The organism is Flavobacterium sp. 11 (assembly GCF_002754315.1).
Taxonomy (GTDB): domain Bacteria; phylum Bacteroidota; class Bacteroidia; order Flavobacteriales; family Flavobacteriaceae; genus Flavobacterium; species Flavobacterium algoritolerans.
Window position 1 is genome coordinate 2,709,373 of record NZ_PEFE01000001.1, and the last position, 20,322, is coordinate 2,729,694.

Consider the following 20,322-nt stretch of genomic DNA (forward strand, 5'->3'; position numbering starts at 1 on the left):
CATGTTCAAAATAAAAAATATAATCACATTACTCTCCCTGATAGCAACTGTTTCTATAGCAAGTGCACAAATAAAAATAGGAGATTCTTTTCCAGATGTTCAGCTTCAAAACAATAAGAACGCTACAGTTAAACTAAATACTTTTAAAGGAAAAACAGTTTTGGTAGATTTTTGGGCATCATGGTGCGCACCTTGCCGAATGGCTAACAAAAAATTGGTAAAAATGTATGACCAATACAAAGGTCAGAGTTTTGAAATTGTTGGAATTTCAATTGATATCGATAAATCAAAATGGTTAAAAGCCATTGAAAAAGACAAAATGAAACACCAGCAATTAATCGACCCGAAAGGTTTTGATGCCAAAACGGCTGTGGCTTTTGGAGTTGAAGCACTGCCTGCAACCTATCTTTTTGATGCATCAGGAAAACTGATTGCCATAAACCCAACCGAATCACAAATAATTGCTCAAATCAAAAAAAACAAAAAATAAAATGAAAACATTACATATAAAATTCGTAGCCGCTGCACTTTTAGTATTATTAACTGGTGTAAAATCATATTCTCAAATCACTAAAGTCAAAATAATGGCAACGGGATTAACTTGTTCTATGTGCTCTAATGCGATAAATAAACAATTAAAATCTTTTACCGAAGTAGATAGTATTGGTACTGATTTAAACACAAATACGTTTACCGTTTATTTTAAAAAAGATAACTCATTACAACCTAAAGTATTAAAAAACGCTGTTGAAAAAGCTGGTTTCTTTGTAGGTTCTATGGTTTTGACTGCAAAGTTTCATACGCCAACAATTGAGGATAATACAACCTTAAAAGTTGATGATGTAACTTATAATTTCATTGATATTAAAACCCCAGTAGCTCATGCAGAAACAAGATACAGAGTTCTGGATAAAGGTTTTGTAACCCAAAAAGAGTATAAAAAACTAGTTAAATCATATTCAAAATATCCTGGTTATGCTACGGAAAATGAAAATGATTATTATTTAAAGACCCTATAAAAATGAAATATCTATCAATTGTTTTCTTATTACTTGTTTCATTCAAAATAGATGCACAGGAATTATTTGTAGTAACCGAACCCGCTAGTAATGTTCCGGCGGGTTCTATTGGGGTTCGGGTTGGTCAATCTCTTATGAAAAATCAACTGGAAAGTGGGTCTATGTATAATTTAACGCCCGAAGTTACTTGGGGAATAAATAAAAATATCATGGTTCGTACCTCAGCTTTTCTTAGTAACCAAGAAAATGGATTGGGACTTAAAGGTGGTGGTTTTTATGCTAAATATCGTTTCTTTTCTGTAGATGATTTACAAAGTCATTTTAGGATGGCTGCCTTTGGACGATACAGTTATAATAACTCTTTTATTAATCAGGAAGCTATAGACTTAATGGGAGGAAACTCTGGTTACGAAGCTGGTCTGGTAGCTACTCAGTTAATCCATAAAGTTGCCATAAGTTCTTCTGCAAGTTACGCGCGGGCACTTAATAACAGTGATTATAGCTTTCCGGATTTTTTGGGTAACAGCGCAGTAAATTATACGTTCTCAGTAGGGAAATTAATGTATCCAAAAAATTATACAAGTTTTAAACAAACCAACATCAATGCGATGCTGGAATTTACTGGACAAACGATAACCGAAAACGGAAAATCATATCTGGATGTAGTTCCTTCGATTCAGTTTATCATTAACAGTCAGGCGAGAATTGACCTTGCATACAAAAAAGAATTGTATAGCTCGATGCAACGTGCCACATCTGATGGTGTTTTCTTAAAACTGGAATATACTTTTTTTAATGTGACCAAATAAATTACTTCGCCAAGATTTTAATTTAAATCTAAAGTTCATAAAATAAGTGTTTCGATGGCAAAAGACCATCGAAACACTTCCTATGGCTTATCGGGAAATGACACGTGTAAAATCAAATTATCACCAGAACAAATCGTTCTGATTAAACTTATAAAATGAAGAAAATCTTTTATTTATTACTCTTGGGCTTTGTTTTTGTCAAAGTCCAGGCACAGATTATAAATCCTGTGAAATGGGAACCTAGAATCGAGAAGAAATCCACCTCAGAATATGTACTTACTTTTAATGGTAATATCGAAGCAGGTTGGCACGTATATTCTCAATTTACACCTGAAGATGGTCCTCTTCCTGCCGAATTCATTTTTCATGATAACAAAAGCAATTATGAATTTATTGGAAAAGCAACCGAAAGTGAAACCAAACGAGAGTTTAATGAAATCTTTGGTGTCGATGAAATCTTCTTTTCCGATAAAGTTACTTTTACCCAATTAATCAAACAGATTAATCCAGAAAAGGAAATTATACAAGTGGAGCTTTCTTACCAAGTTTGCAAGGAAAACTGTATCAGCGAAACAAAATATTTTGAGTTTGATATTAAAACGCTTGAAGCAAAAGAAATCCAGGCTTCCGATATTGCAAACGAAAAAACTACCAAAGCTGATGCAAATACTGCGGTAGAAAAACAACCAGAATCTAATGAATCTGATTCGAGTTTATATATGATTTTCTTTATCGCTTTCTTATCTGGTTTTGCAGCCTTGCTTACTCCTTGCGTATTTCCTATGATTCCCATGACAGTAAGTTTCTTTACAAAACAAAGTAAAACCAAAGCCAAAGGGATCAAAAATGCGATTATTTATGGTATTTCGATTATCTTGATTTATGTATTTTTGGGAACAGTAATTACCTTAATTTTTGGTGCCGATGCACTAAATGCATTATCTACCAATGTATGGTTTAATGTTATTTTCTTTGTATTATTAGTTGTATTTTCGTTATCATTTTTAGGTGCTTTCGAAATCATGTTACCTAATTCTTGGGCAAATAAGGTAGACCGTCAAGCGGATAAAGGTGGAATATTAGGAATCGTATTCATGGCATTGGCTCTTGCAATCGTTTCCTTTTCTTGTACCGGACCAATTATAGGAACTTTACTGGTTGAAGCAGCTTCCAAAGGAGGTATCGCACCAATTGTAGGAATGTTAGGTTTTTCTTTTGCTTTAGCATTACCCTTTATGTTATTTGCCATGTTCCCAGGTTGGTTAAATACATTACCAAAATCTGGCGGATGGTTAAATACAGTAAAAGTATTTTTAGGTTTTATAGAATTAGCTTTAGCATTTAAATTCTTGTCTAATGCCGATTTAGTATTGCAATTGCACTGGTTTGAAAGAGAAATATTTTTAGCCATTTGGATAGCGATATTCGGTACTTTGGCATTCTACTTATTCGGAAAGATAACTTTGCCACATGATTCTCCTTCATCTTCTATTTCGGTAGGACGTTTATCTGTTGGATTATTAATATTGGTATTTACAATATATCTTATTCCAGGTTTATGGGGTGCTCCATTAAAATTAATAAGTGGCTTTCCTCCACCTATGACCTATAGCGAATCTCCATACGGTGTAGGCGGCTCCAACAGAGAATCTACATCAGCAATAGCATTACCAGACGGAGCACATAAAGGACCACATGATATTATGGCTTTTACCGATTATGAAAAAGGATTGGCTTATGCCAAAAGTGTAAACAAACCTATTCTCTTGGATTTTACAGGATTTGCTTGTGTAAATTGCCGAAAAATGGAAGATTATGTTTGGTCGGATCCTCGCATTTTATCTATTTTAAATAATGAAGTAGTTCTTATTTCACTATATGTTGATGACAAAAGAGAATTGCCTATCGAGGAACAATATGTCTCTAAAGAAACTGGCAAAAAGATAAAATCAATAGGAAACAAATGGAGTGATTTCCAAATCACTCGTTATAAGGCAAACGCTCAGCCGTATTATATCATTTTGGATACAAAAGAGAAAAGTTTAAACCAACCAGTTGGATATATGCCAGACATTACTGAATATGAACAATGGCTGAAATATGGCATTAAACAGTTTCAAAAATAGAAAAAAGCTGTCTAAAATGATTTGGACAGCTTTTTTTATAACGCAATATTTTTAGGGTTAAAAATAATAACTTTTAAAATACTTTGATTTTATTGGGTAATGGTTCTAGTCTCTAATGAGAAAAAATCTTGTAGTGTAGATGGTTCTTGTTGTGCAGGAGGAAAAACACCTCCAAAAAAATCATAAATATTTTAAAGAGCGTCCCTATTAATGGACGCTTCTTATTAATATCAGATTTAAAACTTCATTCGCTGTATTCTAACTGCATTCAAAATTGCTAATAACGCTACACCCACATCGGCAAAGACAGCTTCCCACATGGTTGCTAAACCACCCGCACCTAGCACCAAAACAATCCCCTTTACCACAAAAGCCAAAGTAATGTTTTGCCACACTATTTTCTTCGTCTGTTTTCCTATGTTTATTGCTGTGAATATTTTATGCGGTTGATCGTTTTGAATAACAATGTCAGCAGTTTCAATTGTTGCATCACTTCCTAAACCGCCCATTGCAATGCCGGCATCGGCAAGGGCAACTACTGGCGCATCGTTTACACCATCGCCAACGAATGCAATTTTTAGGTTTTTTAATTTCAATTCCTCTACTTTTTCCACCTTGTTTTCCGGTAATAAATCGCCATAAGCCTGGTCAATGTTTAATTCTTTTGCTACTGCATCTACAACGGCTTGTTTATCACCTGAAAGCATTACAGTTTTCACGTTTATTTTATGTAAACTGTGAATCGCTTCTTTGGCATCTTCTTTGATTTCATCAGCAATTAAAAAATATCCTGCATATTTTTGATTGATTGCAATAACAATAATCGTGAAAGGTGTAGTATCGATTTCTGGATCATAAATGATATTGAATTTTTTCATCAGTTTTACATTCCCTGCCAAAATTTCTTTTCCATCTACTTTTCCTTTAAGACCATGACCTGCAATTTCTTCTACGTCGGTAACGGTTACATTTTTTTCAGTACCTTTTGCATATTCAATAATAGCAGTTCCAACAGGATGAGTAGATTTGGTTTCGAGTGCCGATGTATATTTTACTAAATCGGCTTCTGAAATATCAACGGCTACTACTTTTTGAACTTTGAAAACACCTTTGGTCAACGTTCCTGTTTTATCCATTACCACTACTTGAATGGATGCCATTATATCGAGAAAAGTAGAACCTTTGAATAAGATTCCGTTTTTACTGGCTGAACCAATTCCTCCAAAATATCCTAAAGGTATAGAGATTACCAATGCGCAAGGACAGGAAATCACCAAGAAAATTAAAGCCCGGTATAGCCAATCATTAAAGATGTAATTTTCGACAAATAGCATTGGAACGAAACAAATTCCGATTGCCAGAAAAACAACTATTGGCGTATATATTTTAGCAAATTTTCGGATAAATAGTTCGGTTGTTGCTTTTTTTGCGGTGGCTTCCTGAACCATTTCCAAGATTTTTGAAAGCTTGCTATCTAAATAAGCTGTTGTAACTTCAACTTGAGCGACCGTATTCAGGTTAATCATTCCGGCAAAAACGGTTTCTCCTTTTTGTTTTGTATCAGGCTTACTTTCACCCGTTAAGGCAGATGTGTTTAAGGAAGCATTGTCGGAAAGTAATTTTCCGTCAAGAGCCAATTTTTCTCCAGGTTTTAATTGGATGATTTCCCCGATAGTAATTTCGGATGCTTTTTTATCAATAGTATTTCCATCTTTGATGACTGTAGCGGTATCTGGTCTTTGATCTAATAATAATTTAATGTTTCTTTTTGCTCTTTGAACTGCCAATGCCTGAAATATTTCGCCAATAGCATAAAACAACATCACAGCAACTCCTTCAGGATATTCTCCAATGGCAAATGCTCCAATAGTTGCAATTCCCATTAATAAAAATTCCGAAAATATTTCTCCTTTGCGAATACTTTCAAAAGCTTCTTTTATTACTGGAAAACCCACAGGCGTATAAGCTACTATATACCAAACAATGCGTGTCCAGCCTGTGAACCAAGATTGAGTAAAATAGTGGTCAAAACCAATAGCGATAAGTAATAGCACAAGGCTTATTATTGCAGGCAAGAACATTTGAAAAGTAGATTTTTCTTTGGCTGAATTTCCTTGACCATCATCATCAGAATGATTTTCAGGACCATTATCAGTACAGGAACATTCTGTTTGTTTGTTGGTTTTGTTATTTATTTCTTCTTCCGATGTGCAACAAAGCTGTTTGCCATTTTCATCGTATTTGTGTTGATGTTTCATTTTTTAGATTGATTAACCCATTAGGGTAATTAGTTTTTAAAATTTTAGTGAACTGCTATTTATAATAATTACACCAATGGGTTGATTACTCTTTATTCTTCTCCCTTGTTGGTTAATTTTGCATTTACAAAAAATGCACCTTTTGTTACAATTTTTGCATTTGCAGGAACCTCTTTTACCAATGTTATAGCGGTATAACCCATATTAGAAACGCCTTTTGCTACTTCTATTTTTTCAAAATTTGTCGTTGGTTCCTTCGCTTTTTGTTCTTCGGGTTTATCGTTTTCTTCTTTTGGTTCTTCTTCGGCTTTTTTATCCGTTACAATAAAAATATAGTCTTTCCCATCAGCACTTACTATGGCATCCGTAGGGATTGCATCGGTAGTAACATTATTTAAACTTACAATTGCCGTTATATTCATTCCGTCTATGAGTCCGGTTTTATTACCTTGAACAGTAGCGTGCACTGGAATACTTTTACTATCACTCTCAAATGAAGCCCCTACTGAATATACTTTTGCATTGTAATCTTCCCCTGAATTATTGGTGATTCTAAAATGGATAATTTGCCCCACTTTTAGCATAGGCAAATCTTTTTCAAATACGTTTAGATCTAAATGTAGTTGTGTGTTATCAACAATTTCGGCAACTGGTGAAGAGACATCAACATAACTTCCGATTTTAGAGAAAACATTACTAATTGTACCGCTTATAGGGCTTGTTACTGATAATGCGGAACGTAAATTACCGTTGTTTAAGCTATTTGGATTAATACCCATCAATTGAATTTGCTGTTGCAAAGATGCTCTGCGGGTTCTCATTGCTTTTAATTCGGCATCAGCATTTTGATAATTTTTTAATGCGCCTGCATTTCCTTCATTGAGTTCTTTCTGTCTTGCTAATTCTTGTTCGGCAAAGATTATTTTACTGGAAGTACTCAAATATTCTTCCTGTAATTGAAGGAATTGCGGATTGGCGATTGTGGCAATTATTTGTCCCTTTTTTACAAAATCGCCTAACTGTACATTAATTGTTTTTATTACACCTCCGTACATCGAAGTAGCATTGGCTTTGTTATTATTAGGCACCCGTAATGCTCCATTGGCTTTCAATGTGGCTGTTAATTCTTTTTGTTCTATGCTTCCGTATTGTATACCCACAGTTTTAATTTGTTCAGCAGTTAATGATGCAATTGATGCTGGTGCTTCTTCAGTTTTAGGTTTCTCAACTACTTCTTCTGGTTTCGTTTCTTTACTCCCGCAAGAAATTAACGTTACGCATAAAGTGGTGAGTAAAAGATAATTTTTATATTTTATTTTTAAAGATTTCATTTTTTTGAATTTATTTGTTTGTGAAATAATTGTATTCAATAATCGCTTGGTTGTATGCATTTAGATTGTCTAAATAGTTTTTTCGTATTTCGATGGCTTGACTTAAATACAATGAAAAATCGGCATAACTTATTTCTCCTGCTCGATAGGATTGATTCGCGGCTTTTATGATTTCGTCAGCTTGTTGTAAGCCTGAAATTTCGTAAAATTGCAAACCTGACACACTTTTTTCAACTTCGGTTTGACGTTGTGCTAAAGAAGATTTAAGTATTTGTGTTTGATATTGCAATTGTTGTTCTTGTACTTCTTTTTCGGTTTTGGCGGCTTTTATTTTATTGCGATTGGCACCACTTCCAAATATTGGAAATGATGTTGCAAATGAGAAACCAGTATATGGATCGGCTACGCCATATAATTTTTGTGAAAAAACACGACCGGAAAATTCAGGTAAGCGATTGCTTTTTTGGATTGCAATTTCACTATTGGCAATCGACACATTTTGTTGCAATAACAGAAGACTGGGATGGTTTTCTGTTGAATTTTGCAAACCATATTCTAACTTTTCTAATGATTTTGAAAGCGGTAAAATGGCTTCCGAACTATTCAATAACTGCATTAGTGCCTGTTGCTGTACAATCATTTCTTTTTGAAGTTGAATGATATTTGTTTCAATTTCTTTCAACTTTACATTTGCTGAAATTTTTTCAATACCAGCACTTTCTCCTGTTTTAACTTTTATAATTGTGGTCTTTAGTAAACCAATATAGATACTGTCCAGTCGCTGATACAAAGCTGTTTTATCTTGTAAATACCATAATTGGTAATAAACAGAACGGATATTTTTTTTCAGCTCTGTATTGATTACTTCCTTGTTGAACTCATAGTATTTGGTTTGCTCTCGATAGTAATTCTTCTTGGCTTGGTTTACTTGAGGCATATAGAAGCTCTGCTGTAAACCAATTTTCCAAATACCTGTTTTATCCGAAGGGCGCAAATCTTCATTTTCCACAAAGATGCCAGTTTTGGGAAACTCCTTGTTTCCTTTTATCAAAAGTTGATTTTTTGAGATTTGGGACTGATTGATATTGTATTGCAAATTATCCTTTAAGCCTAAATTCAAAACTTCATCAATAGTTTTTCGAGATTGCGCCTGACTGGTGTTAAAAGATAAAAATAATCCAATAACTAAAATTGTTACGATTGATTTCACTTTTGGTTTTCTTTTTAATTTAATTTTTGTATTGAATATGATATACAACAAAGGCAATACAAATAAGGTTAAAAATGTAGCAGACAGTAAGCCGCCAATAACTACTGTTGCTAGTGGTTTTTGAACCTCTGCGCCCGCACTATGCGATAACGCCATTGGTAAAAATCCTAATGAGGCAACAGTTGCTGTCATTAATACTGGGCGTAGTCTGATTTTTGTTCCTTCAATTACCCGTTTTATAACATCATCCCAACCTTCTTTTTCGAGTTGGTTAAATGTTCCTACTAATACAATTCCATTTAATACTGCTACACCAAACAATGCAATAAAACCAATTCCTGCTGAAATACTAAATGGCATTCCACGAAGTAGTAATGCAAATACGCCACCAATTGCACTCATTGGTATTGCGGAAAATATTAAACTGGCTTGTTTCATAGAATTGAATGTGAAATACAAAAGCATAAAAATTAATAATAAGGAAATAGGAACGGCAATCATCAATCGATTAGATGCTTTTTGTAAGTTCTCAAATGTACCTCCATAGGTAAAGTAATAGCCAGATGGCAATTTTACTTTTGTAGCTAACTTATCTTGAATTTCTTTTACCACACTCTGAACATCTCTATCTTGTATGTTAAAACCTATTACAATTCTACGTTTTCCAGATTCTCTACTGATTTGTGCTGGACCTAATTTAAAATCTACTTTTGCAACTTGAGACAATGGTATTTGATTGCCAGTAGGTGTAGGTATCAATAAATTATTCACATCATCAATACTTCTTCTTGACGTACTGTCTAATCGCACCACTAAATCAAATTTTCGCTCATTTTCGTAGACTACACCTGCTGCTTTTCCTGCAAAAGCAGTACTTACGATACTGTTTATGTCTTCGACATTTAGACCATAATTGGCAATTCGCAAACGGTCATATTCTATATTGATTTGTGGTAATCCATCCACTTGCTCTACTTGTGGAGAAGAAACGCCTTTTACGTTTGTTATTACACTTTCCACTTTTTTGGCATATACGGAAAGGCTATCCAAGTTTTCGCCAAATATTTTTATAGCTACATCTTGTTTGATTCCAGTCATCAGTTCATTAAAACGCATTTGAATAGGTTGACTTTTTTCGATAAAAACACCGGGTATTACCCTTAATTTTTCTTCTATTGCATCACCCAATTCTTCATACGATCTCCCGGATTTCCATTCGCTTTGCGGTTTTAGAATAATCATCATATCTGTTGCTCCAGGAGGCATTGGGTCGGTAGGTACTTCACCAGCACCCGTTTTTCCAACTACAATTTTTACTTCGTCAAATTGCTTGGCGATTCTTGCGCCTTGCATCGAGGTTTCAATACTTTGGGATAAAGAAGTTTCGATAGGCATTTTAAATTCAAATGCATAATCTCCTTCGGCTAATGTGGGAATAAATTCGCCCCCCATTTTACTAAAAACAAAAATTGTTACTAAAAATAATATTATAGTAATTCCTACTACTTTATATTTTATTTGTATTACTTTTTCCAAAAGAGGTTCATAGATTTTATATAAAAAACCCATCATTTTATCTGAAATGTTTTTTTTATGACTGATCTTTTTGGGTAAAAATAAAGCACACATCATGGGGATATAAGTAATAGAAAGTACTAATGCGCCTAATATGGCAAAACCAACGGTTTTTGCCATAGGACTAAACATTTTGCCCTCAATACCTACTAATGTAAGGATTGGAATGTAAACGATCAGTATTATAATTTCACCAAAAGCAGCACTCTGACGAATTTTTGATGAAGAAGTAAAAACTTCTTCATCCATTTCTGATTGTGTAAATGTTAAATTATTTGTTTTTACTATTTTATCAGAGGTGTCAAAATTATTATTTAGATTTTGGATTCTTAATTTTCCTTTTATCATTAAATGATGTATTGTAGCCTCTACTATAATGACGGCACCATCTACAATTAAACCAAAATCTATAGCTCCTAAACTCATTAGATTTGCACTTACTCCAAAAATTTTCATCAATCCTAAAGCAAACAACATAGAAAGTGGTATAGCCGATGCTACAATAAGTCCCGCACGAAGGTTCCCCAGGAATAAAACCAATACAAAAATCACGATTAATGCTCCTTCAATCAGGTTTTTTTCAACGGTAGAAATGGCACGGTTTACAAAGTTGCTTCGGTCAATAAATGGTTCAACTACAACATCATTTGGTAATGATTTTTGTATGATTAGCATTTTGTCTTTTATCCTTTGTACCACTTCATTACTGTTCGCACCTTTAAGCATCATCACAATACCACCAACAGCATCTACTTTTCCGTTAAAGGTCATTGCTCCATAACGTACTGCATTACCAAACTTTACATCGGCAACATCTTTTATAAAAATTGGAACACTGTTGGGGTTGCTCTTCACAACGATATTTTTTACATCTTCCAAGGAAGTAACCAGACCAACTCCACGAATGAAGTAAGCACTTGGTTTTTTGTCAATGTATGCACCTCCTGTATTTTGATTGTTTTTCTCCAAAGCACTAAAAATATCAGGAATTGTTACTCCCATCGCTTTTAATCGATTTGGATTCACGCCAACTTCATATTGTTTCAATTTACCCCCAAAACTATTTATTTCTGCAATACCGGGCGTTCCGTTGAGTTGTCTTGCTACTATCCAGTCTTGCATAGAACGCAAGTCCATCGCAGAATATTTATTTTCACTTCCTTTTTTTGGATGTAAAATATATTGATACACTTCACCAAGTCCTGTACTTACTGGACCTAACTCAGGTCTTCCAATACCTTCAGGTATTTGGCTAATAGCTTCTTTAAGTCTTTCACTGATGAGTTGTCGGGCAAAATAAATATTGACATCATCATCAAAAACGACTGTGATTACCGATAAACCAAAGCGAGAAATACTTCGGGTTTCTACTAAATCGGGAAGATTTGCTATGCTTTGTTCAATTGGAAAAGTTACTAATTGTTCGACTTCCTGCCCTGCCAAAGTGGGGCAAAGCGTAATAATTTGAACCTGATTATTTGTGATATCCGGCACGGCATCAATGGGTAATTTGGATGCACTCCAAACTCCCCAAATGATGAGAAATAAAGTCATCAAACCAATGATGAATTTATTATTTATACTAAAATGAATGATTTTGTCTAACACTATTGAAAATAATTAATGTTTAATAATTGATTTTTGATTTACAGTAATTGATAGAATCAAATACAGTAAGCTGAATAATGGTAAACAATAGTGTGATTAATGCACAAGACATTAATCGCTATTCATTTAAACATTAATCAAAAAAAAAATTAAGCATTAATTTGAGGCGGTTGCCAGATACTTCCGAAGAAATTGGAAGTAAGAATTGATTTGTAGTTTGGTAGTTTCTTGTCAATTATGTTTTTGACGGCAATAAAATTGAAATTGAACATTGTACTATTGTAGGCGAAACCTTGGCAACCACAACAGTTACAAACGCATAAAGGAGAACAAGCTTCTTTTTCTTGGTGCTGTTTTGAGCTATTGGTTATAGTGACTTTTTCAGATGAAACACCTTGTTCCTTGTCTGCGCAAGGCATACAGGAAAGAACTACGATGATAATTGACAATATGATGTTTGCAAATTTCAAGGCTGTAAAAATAAGATTTTTATTTTTATAATTAATAATTATTTATAATGATTATTAATTATTTGTAATATTTATTGTAGTAGTACCAATATTTTGCAGCAACTCCCAATAACAAAAGCAACAAAACGAGTATTATCATTATAGTACGAATAACAGTATATACCGTTATTGGCTTTTTGGATTTAGGTTTAGGGTTGTTCGGTCTTTTTGTTTTTTGCTTTGCCATTATTATATCTATAACTGTAATTAATTTAAATAAAGAAAACTTTGTAACTAACTCTATCCAGTAGAATTGTATTCTTTTAATCATCAAAAAAATTAAGCAATAATTTGTGGGGGTAGCCAAATACTCCCGAAGAAATTGGAAGTAATAATTGATTTGTATTCAGGAAGATTTTTATCAATTATAGTTTTAACCGAAAAGATATTATAAGAACAAATAGTGTTGTGAACGTAACCTTGACATCCACAGCAACTACAAACACATAAAGGGGAGCAAATATCTTTATTGTGATGTTGCTTTGAAGTATTGTTTATAGTCATTTTTTCAAACGATACATCTTGTTCCTTATCTGCACAAGGCATACAGGAAAGAATCAGAATTATAATTGACAATATGGTGTTTGTAAGTTTCAAGATTGCAAAAATAGTTTTTTTTATGCTATTGAAAATTAAATGTTTCAAAATATAATATTATTCTAAATATTTTTTTAGTTTTGTCTAAAAATAAAGTTTATAATAATGAAAAATAAAATTTTACACATACTTATTCTCATGTTGTTATTGATAGGTTTAACATCCTGCGAGACAAGTTATGTAGATATTCCTGCTGATGACGAGTTATTAGACGGAACAATTGATGGGCTTTCCAGTTCACAATTATCTCAATTTTTGCGAGGCGATGCAGCAGTAAATGAGGTTTTTACCAGAGAAACAGGGTTGGGTTCAACTTTTGTTGGAACCAGTTGTATCAATTGTCACGCTGGGGACGGTAAGGGACATTTGTTTACTACATTGACACGTTTTGGTCAGGTTGATGAAACTGGAAATCAATTTTTAAATCAAGGCGGACCACAATTGCAAAATAGAGCGTTACCTGGTTTCTTGCCAGAGCAAATCCCTGTTGGAGCAACGTTTTCTAAATTTACTCCTCCTGCGTTTTCAGGTTTAGGCTTTTTACAAAATGTTACTGACGCCGATTTATTAACAATGGCAGATCCAAATGACAGTGATGGGGATGGAATTTCCGGAACAGTAAATTGGATTGTAATTCCCAGTTATTCTATACCATCTTCGGCTTCAATTACAAAAAGCGGAAAGCATATTGGGCGATTTGGCAAAAAAGCATCTGCATTTGATTTATTGCATCAATCCGTTAATGCCTACAACCAAGATATGGGGATAACGTCTTTTTTCAGTCCAAAAGACCATTATTCCAATTTAGAAATTGACCCGGAAGTGGCCACCAATAAAGTAAACGATGTGGTTTTTTATTTGAATGTGTTAAAAGCACCAATTCAACGTAATAAAAATGATGAAGTTGTAAATCAAGGCAAGCGAATTTTTAAACAAATTAATTGTACAGGTTGTCATAAACCGGAACTAACCACAGGATATTCATCAATAAGTCCGCTTTCTTTTAAAACATTTTCACCGTACACCGATTTGCTTTTACATGATATGGGAGCAGGTTTAGATGATGGTTATACGGAAGGAAGTGCCAAAACTTTCGAATGGAGAACACCCGCACTTTGGGGAATTGGTCTTTCTGAAAACTCACAGGGAGGTAACTTTTTCTTGATGCACGATGGAAGAGCAAGAAGTATTGAAGAAGCAATAACTATGCACGGTGGGGAAGCAAACAATAGTAAAAATGCTTTTCAAAACCTTTCTGAATCGGATAAAAATGCTTTGCTAAAATTCATAAAATCATTGTAAATATGGACAGAAAACAATTTTTAAAAACATGTGGTTTTGGATGTTTAGTGCAAATTCCAGTGATATTGACCACCCAATTCCAATTTAAAGTGAGCACCTGATTCCAATTCAAAATGACCACCTAATTCCGGAGCAAAATGACCACCTACATTTTACATCAAAAACTACTTTTTTTCATCTGTTAATTAGTGTTCAAATATACTTAAAATATTACCCTTTGTTTATTCCTCTTTTCTTTCTCATAGATTCTCCATGTAATTCGAGTCGGTGAGATTGATGTATGAGTCTATCCAGAATTGCATCAGCTATGGTTTTTTCTCCAATGATGTCATACCAGCCTTGTACCGGGATTTGTGATGTTACAATTATAGAACCATTATTATGCCTGTCTTCAATGATCTCTAAAAGGGTAATTCTGTTATGACTGTCTAGTGCTTGGAGTCCAAAATCGTCTAATATAATGACATCTTGCCGTTCTATTTTGGCCAATTCTCGTAGGTAAGAACCATCTGCTTTGGCCATTTTTAATTTAGCAAACAACTTCGAGGTATTAAAATAACTTACTTTAAAACCTTGTATGCAGGCTTGGTAACCCAATGCGGTACCTAAATAACTTTTACCTACACCGGTACTTCCCGTGATTAAAATGTTTTCGTTTTTCTCTACAAATTCACATTCTGCCAGACGCAGTACTACGTTTCGGTCAAGATTACGGGTTTGGTCAAAATTGATACTTTCAATATTTGATTTGTAATGGAATCGGGCATTGGTGATACTGCGCTGAATACGACGATTGTGCCTTTCGTCCCATTCGGCATCAATAATCATCGATACAAACTGATCGAGCGTGTAATGGTCTGTTTTTCCGCTTTCAATGGCTGTTTTAAAAGCATTGAACATGCCATAAAGCTTCATTTGTTTCATTTTTGTTACTGTGGATTCATTCATGATTACTTGGTTTTAATTTAATTATAATACTGTTTTCCTCTTATGTTACCGTGACTCGGGAGTTCCTGCTCGGGTTCCTGTTCAAAATCAATATGGTCTAGGTTGTTTTCTAAAATATTTTGAATGGTCTTAAAATTGTAAATTTTAAAATCAAGTGCCCGCCTGCAGGCATTTATTAATCGCTCTTTCCCTACCTTTTTCTCGAAGCTTAGTATTCCTAAACAACTTTTATAGGCCTGTTCAGGATGGTTTCTACTTTCGATTATCTGCATAATATATTCTCCTACTGACTCATCAATACTATTAGCCCAATCAATGAAGCGAGCAGCGCTCCACTGAGCTACAAATTGATGCGTACTGGCTAAATGTTCCGGGGTGGTGGTATAGACATAAGGTTTGTAATTTCGTGCATGGACAGCTACCCGATTGTATTTGTGATAGATCTCTACGGTTGATTTGGTATACAATAGTTTCGCTTTTTTCTTTACGTATTGATACGGAACGCTGTAGTAATTTTTGTCTTGACTTAATTGAACATGCCCGTTTTGCATTACTGTTGCAAAGGATTGGTATTTGATTTCAAAACGTTCTTGTGGTAGTGGACGTAGTTTTTGTTTCTCATCTTCTAAAAATAATTCCAGGCGAGAATAAGGACGTCCTGTGAGTTTTCTACCATTATGAGAGTCAAGTAAATCCCATACCTGCTGGTTTAGTTCTTCCAGAGAAAAGAATTTAGTTTCTTTTAGATTTACATAAATCCTTCGGTACAATATCTTGACAGCTCCTTCAACCAATGATTTATCTCTTGGTTTATAAGCCCTGGCAGGCAAGATAGTAGTTTCGTAATGTTCGGCTAAATCAGCCAAGGTTTCATTAATTGTTGGTTCAAAACGACTGCTTTTTATCACTGCAGATTTTAAATTATCGGGGACAATTGCCGCAGGAGTGCCTTCAAAAAAACGCATGGCATTTTCTACCGATGTAACAAAATCTTCCTTTTGTTGGCTCATAGAAGCTTCGGCATAGGTGTATTGACTGGCTCCCAATATGGCTACAAAAAATTGTACTTCTTTGATTTCTCCCGTGTCTTTATCAATAAGGGAGAGTGTTTTTCCTGCATAATCCACATACATTTTATCACCAGCTTTGTGATTCATGTGCATCACTGGATTGACTCGTTTACCCCATGTTTTGTAATGATGACCAAATTGTGAACTCCTGTAACCATCAGGGTTTACGGCAATATATTGCTCCCACATATGTTGTACGGTAACACCAACTTTTTTTAGTTCGCGTTCCATTTTAGGAAAAAAATCATGAAGTATCTGCAATTTGGGACTAATTGATTCCACGGTAGTGTGTGAAAACAAAAGTTCCAGTTCTGCATCTGTTTTTTCATTAATCACTTCAATACTTAATCCTAGGACTTCAAATAAAGAAATATACTTCTTTACCGTATTCCTAGAAAGGGATAAGTAGCTACTTATAAACAACTTACTCTTGCCGTTACAATAGAATTTAATTGCTTTTCTAATTTTACTCATGTCTGTTATTTTGTTTGCCATAATCCGTATTTTTTTAACGAATGTATGGTGCTAACAACATGAAAAAGTTAGTAGTTTTTAATGGTCAATTGTACCCCAAAATCAGGTGGTCAATTTGCACTGGAAAGTGGTGGTCAGTTTGCTCCGAAACTGGTGGTCAATTTACACTGGAATAGGGTGGTCAATTTGACCGGTTTTTCCAGGCATTGACAGGATTTCCGTTTTTGTCCATATCAAAATGCTCCACGTACATATTGGTATTCGTTCCTTTGGTTTGATAAAAAACCAATGCGGATTTTGGGTGGTAAAGCGTTCCAAAATTCTCAGTTATGTCATTTATGTTGTTCATTTTCTAGAGGTTTTATAGTCATATAATAGTGTGCATAGTTCATCCAAAAGGGCAAATAAACGGTTCTCAAAATCAAGATTGGTTTGTGTTATGTTGCTTCCGTCAAAGCGTTTGCAAATAGTAGGTTCTTCCATTGCTCCATACTCGTTAAACTCATTGTTAATGCTGTCGGTAAGCCTCTCATACAGCCAACCTGTGGTATCTGCTATAAAGGAGATATACTTTTCCATTCCAACGGTTTCGGAGTCATTCTCATCATTATAGGGGTCTACTTCGGGTCTTGGAGCGTTTCGAAAAATGCTCTCGTGTGGATATTGCGTATAGAGAACAAAGGCATCGCAAGCCACTTTTTGACATTCCAAGTCGAATGTATCACGGCTTTTAAAGTGTCTTAAGCGTTGTTCAAATATCTGTAAATTGATACGGTTGAATAGTTTTTGTTCTATCCGTTCGCCTATCCATTCGGCTTTTACAATCTCTGCAATACAGCTATTTGTTTCTTCGGTATAATCATCCTGTTCAATCCAATCGTTCATCATTTCGTACATCCAATACAGATAGCTGTTTTCCTGTCTGTAATAGGGTATATCGGCAATATGATACAGATAACTGCAAACCGAAACGAGCAATTGAGCCGTCTTTTTACGCTTTGGGTCATTGAGCATTTGAAAGAGTGGAACAATTGGAATATAGTACAGGGTTGTACCTGTGCCGTATCGTTCCTCGCTTGTAAAAAATGTTTTCTTACTATCCTGTACCAAACGTAAATTATCCCAATTGACATTGTTCTTTTTTAACTTGTTTTCCGCATCCCACATAGCCAAAGCTATATTATAGGGATAGCCATAATCTTTCGTTTGTAACGGTTCAATGCCGTAATGTTCTGCAAGTTGGGAAAGGGACTTGTAAAAATCCCTCTCTATTTTTGCTGTTTTCTTACAAGCTTGTACGGATTGAACTGTTTTGAGTTTTGGCAGAAACGCACACTTTAGAAAACCATTGGCAGCATTGCTATCGGTACGGATTTCTGTTTGTCTTTCTGTACTTCGTTTGTGTCTTTGGCTCTCTGCATACATTGTGCGAACTCGCCCAATTGTCGGTGCAGTTGCCGTTGTGTTTTTTGTTCGGGTATGCTGATAGTTCCCGATAGGATATTGCTTTGCATAGTTCATCGTTTTTAATTTTTGGTTTAACCTTTTGTTCCCATTACGCTTTCCAATTTGTATTCTATCCTATCATCACGGATAATAGGGGCAGATACTTTTGCCGTGGTTAGTATGGGATACGTATTGGCGTAAAAATTCAATACCGCTTCCACACTCCAACGTGGTTCGGGGTCGGTCAGTCTGATGTCCTGTCCTTTATCTTTAAGTATAAATACTCTTTCTAACTGTGTTGCTAATAACATAACTCTTGGATTTTGTATTAAACATTAGGTTGCTCTGTCGCAAACAGACCTGTTGAAGAAAATTGGTTTGATAGTTCCGATTTGCGTTTTCGTATCTCGTCCGCTTTTTCGGGGTAGTCGGTAATTTCGGGTACTTTCATCCACGCATCACGGAATTTGCCTTCTTTTTCCAATTCATCCGCTTTTGCCATTCCCTCTTTAAATTTCTTGTCTTTGGCTTCCTGTTCCTTTTTCTCTTTTTCGCCTTTTTCCTTTTCCATTGCCGATTGCTTTTTAGCTTCTTCCAACTGTTTCATAAAGGCTTCCATATTTACCATTAAACCCGAAGCGGTTTGTAAAGGTGTTGCTATCTGCTGAAAAAATCCCTCATCCAATTCATCTGCTGTTCCCCTTAAATTAAGCGGAGGTATCAGTTGTTTTGCAGTATCTCCGCATTGTTCGTTTTGGAGAATAACCGATACAATAAGGTTGTTTTCTGCTCCCTTTGCTATGGTTAGGTGCAAATCTCCTTGTATGTCCATTTGTGCTATCTGATTGAAAAAATTTGTGTTCATCGTTCTAAAATTTAATTGTCCATTTTTTTAATGTCTTCACATTATAAAGTTTTTTAAAGGCTACCACCATTTAAGACGGTAGCCTAAGGGTATTTAATTAAGGTTTAAGATTTCCGCTCCTTCTGTTGCAAAAGAGGTACACAGTTCAAAAGCCTTTTGGGTTTTTAGCTGTGCCGTACCACCCATTACAATACTCTGTAGCTTGGCTTCATTATCTTTGTAATTGCGTACATTCTGATAGTATCCTGTCACGGCGTTATACGCTCCAAACAAAGTACCTTTGGTTGTTTCCATCTGCTGTGTATCACTAAGCATAGCGTAGGTAAAAGCATCTTCTACTGTGTTTTTGAACAAGGTGGAAACTTCATCTTCCGCACCTTTTTTCAATAAATCAAATGTTTCCTTATTTGGACAAAGCGATAATTGGATTAGCTTTTTTACCTCTTGGTCAGTTACCTTTACTTTAGCCCATTGGTTGAATATGCCCTCTAATTGGTTGCTCAGTGTATTTGCCAATCCCATAACCTTGTGAGCATCATCCAAACGCTGTTTTGCTCCCGAAGTATGTTTGATGCGTACCACGTTACTCATCGAACGAAGCGAAGCATTAAGGGTGTTTTGGCATACGATTCGGATAGGTGTAAATGCTGCGGTAATGCTTCCGCTGCCATCGTGCGAAGTAGTCAAAAAAATGTACTTTTCGGTAACATCGTCTCCATTGCCTACTCGGATGTAGTCGGGCAGTTTTGCGGTGATAAAAATGCGCTCCCCGTTGCCCAATGCTCCTGCGGTTTCATATAATATGCCTTCGTCACCGCCTACAATGGCATCGAAGAAATTGAACGCTTCACGGTTTTGTACAATGTGGTAATCCTTGCCGACTACTCCCAATACAGCATTGTTATCGGTGCGTATGTTGGCGAAATAGTTAGGTACTTCCAATTCGCTGTTGCCTATCTCTATGCCGTTAGCCGTTTCGATAATGCCGGAACCTTTTGTAAATAGGGGGCTTTTAGCTACTTCATAGTCTAATCCTGCATGTTTTATCGCTTCTCCGCTTGTTGGGTATTGCTCCACAATCTGCCCCAATCCGTGCCATGCTTTTTCTTTTACGCTAAAGAATGAATAACGTCCTGTTTCGCTGTTAAAATTGATATTATGTGCCATGATTTTAA

The 20,322-nt window shown here is 35.2% G+C and carries 15 protein-coding genes and 1 pseudogene; 5 read left to right on the forward strand and 11 right to left on the reverse strand.

Annotated elements, in window-relative coordinates; all coding sequences use genetic code 11:
* The first annotated feature begins 1 nt into the window (after position 1).
* The 4 genes from CLV00_RS11815 to CLV00_RS11830 all read left to right on the forward strand — a co-directional run bounded on the left by CLV00_RS11815 (position 2) and on the right by CLV00_RS11830 (position 3,954).
* Positions 2-490, forward strand: a complete 489-nt coding sequence (locus CLV00_RS11815; RefSeq protein ID WP_099715383.1) for a TlpA disulfide reductase family protein — start codon at positions 2-4, stop codon at positions 488-490.
* Position 491: 1 nt separating this feature from the next.
* Positions 492-1,019, forward strand: coding sequence for a heavy-metal-associated domain-containing protein (locus CLV00_RS11820; RefSeq protein ID WP_233206898.1), 528 nt, complete (start codon positions 492-494; stop codon positions 1,017-1,019).
* A gap of 2 nt (positions 1,020-1,021) precedes the next feature.
* Entirely contained in the window at positions 1,022-1,828 is an 807-nt protein-coding gene (locus tag CLV00_RS11825; protein ID WP_099715385.1) for a hypothetical protein, read from the forward strand.
* A 155-nt stretch (positions 1,829-1,983) separates the two neighbouring features.
* Positions 1,984-3,954 carry a thioredoxin family protein gene (locus CLV00_RS11830; RefSeq protein WP_099715386.1) on the forward strand — a complete coding sequence of 657 codons (1,971 nt, stop codon included), beginning with the start codon at positions 1,984-1,986 and terminating at the stop codon, positions 3,952-3,954.
* Positions 3,955-4,190: 236 nt separating this feature from the next.
* On the opposite strand, the gene CLV00_RS11835 is transcribed toward CLV00_RS11830, so the two are convergent.
* The 4 genes from CLV00_RS11835 to CLV00_RS11850 form a co-directional block, all read right to left on the reverse strand.
* Positions 4,191-6,212 carry a heavy metal translocating P-type ATPase gene (locus CLV00_RS11835; RefSeq protein ID WP_099715387.1) on the reverse strand — a complete coding sequence of 674 codons (2,022 nt, stop codon included), beginning with the start codon at positions 6,210-6,212 and terminating at the stop codon, positions 4,191-4,193.
* Positions 6,213-6,304: 92 nt separating this feature from the next.
* Positions 6,305-7,543: an efflux RND transporter periplasmic adaptor subunit gene (locus tag CLV00_RS11840; RefSeq protein WP_099716325.1), complete on the reverse strand. Its 1,239-nt coding sequence runs from the start codon at positions 7,541-7,543 to the stop codon at positions 6,305-6,307.
* Between the two features lie 10 nt (positions 7,544-7,553).
* Positions 7,554-11,936, reverse strand: coding sequence for a CusA/CzcA family heavy metal efflux RND transporter (locus tag CLV00_RS11845; RefSeq protein WP_099715388.1), 4,383 nt, complete (start codon positions 11,934-11,936; stop codon positions 7,554-7,556).
* A gap of 149 nt (positions 11,937-12,085) precedes the next feature.
* Positions 12,086-12,406, reverse strand: a complete 321-nt coding sequence (locus CLV00_RS11850; RefSeq protein WP_369800940.1) for a DUF6660 family protein — start codon at positions 12,404-12,406, stop codon at positions 12,086-12,088.
* Between the two features lie 741 nt (positions 12,407-13,147).
* Here CLV00_RS11850 and CLV00_RS11860 point away from each other — a divergent pair.
* Positions 13,148-14,344 (forward strand): di-heme oxidoredictase family protein, encoded by a 1,197-nt coding sequence (locus CLV00_RS11860; protein ID WP_099715390.1) that lies wholly within the window; start codon positions 13,148-13,150, stop codon positions 14,342-14,344.
* A gap of 210 nt (positions 14,345-14,554) precedes the next feature.
* Here the strand turns inward: CLV00_RS11860 and istB are convergent, their stop codons facing one another.
* From istB to CLV00_RS11895, 7 genes and pseudogenes are all read right to left on the reverse strand, one after another.
* The gene (istB, locus tag CLV00_RS11865) at positions 14,555-15,292 is read right to left on the reverse strand and encodes an IS21-like element helper ATPase IstB (protein ID WP_099713507.1); all 738 of its coding nucleotides are present in this window, start codon (positions 15,290-15,292) and stop codon (positions 14,555-14,557) included.
* 17 nt (positions 15,293-15,309) lie between these two features.
* Positions 15,310-16,857 carry an IS21 family transposase gene (istA, locus tag CLV00_RS11870; protein ID WP_099713508.1) on the reverse strand — a complete coding sequence of 516 codons (1,548 nt, stop codon included), beginning with the start codon at positions 16,855-16,857 and terminating at the stop codon, positions 15,310-15,312.
* A 181-nt stretch (positions 16,858-17,038) separates the two neighbouring features.
* Positions 17,039-17,185, reverse strand: a pseudogene (locus CLV00_RS11875) (PRTRC system protein B); the annotation flags it as partial.
* On the reverse strand, positions 17,182-18,357 hold the full coding sequence (locus CLV00_RS11880; RefSeq protein ID WP_099715391.1) for a hypothetical protein: 1,176 nt from the start codon (positions 18,355-18,357) through the stop codon (positions 17,182-17,184). The pseudogene CLV00_RS11875 and the gene CLV00_RS11880, both read right to left, overlap by 4 nt.
* A 17-nt stretch (positions 18,358-18,374) precedes the next feature.
* The gene (locus CLV00_RS11885) at positions 18,375-18,593 is read right to left on the reverse strand and encodes a PRTRC system protein C (protein ID WP_099715392.1); all 219 of its coding nucleotides are present in this window, start codon (positions 18,591-18,593) and stop codon (positions 18,375-18,377) included.
* A gap of 17 nt (positions 18,594-18,610) precedes the next feature.
* The gene (locus CLV00_RS11890) at positions 18,611-19,147 is read right to left on the reverse strand and encodes a PRTRC system protein E (protein ID WP_099715393.1); all 537 of its coding nucleotides are present in this window, start codon (positions 19,145-19,147) and stop codon (positions 18,611-18,613) included.
* 93 nt (positions 19,148-19,240) lie between these two features.
* A complete protein-coding gene (locus tag CLV00_RS11895; RefSeq protein ID WP_099715394.1) occupies positions 19,241-20,314 on the reverse strand; it encodes a DUF932 domain-containing protein in 1,074 nt (357 codons plus the stop codon).
* Positions 20,315-20,322 lie beyond the last annotated feature (8 nt).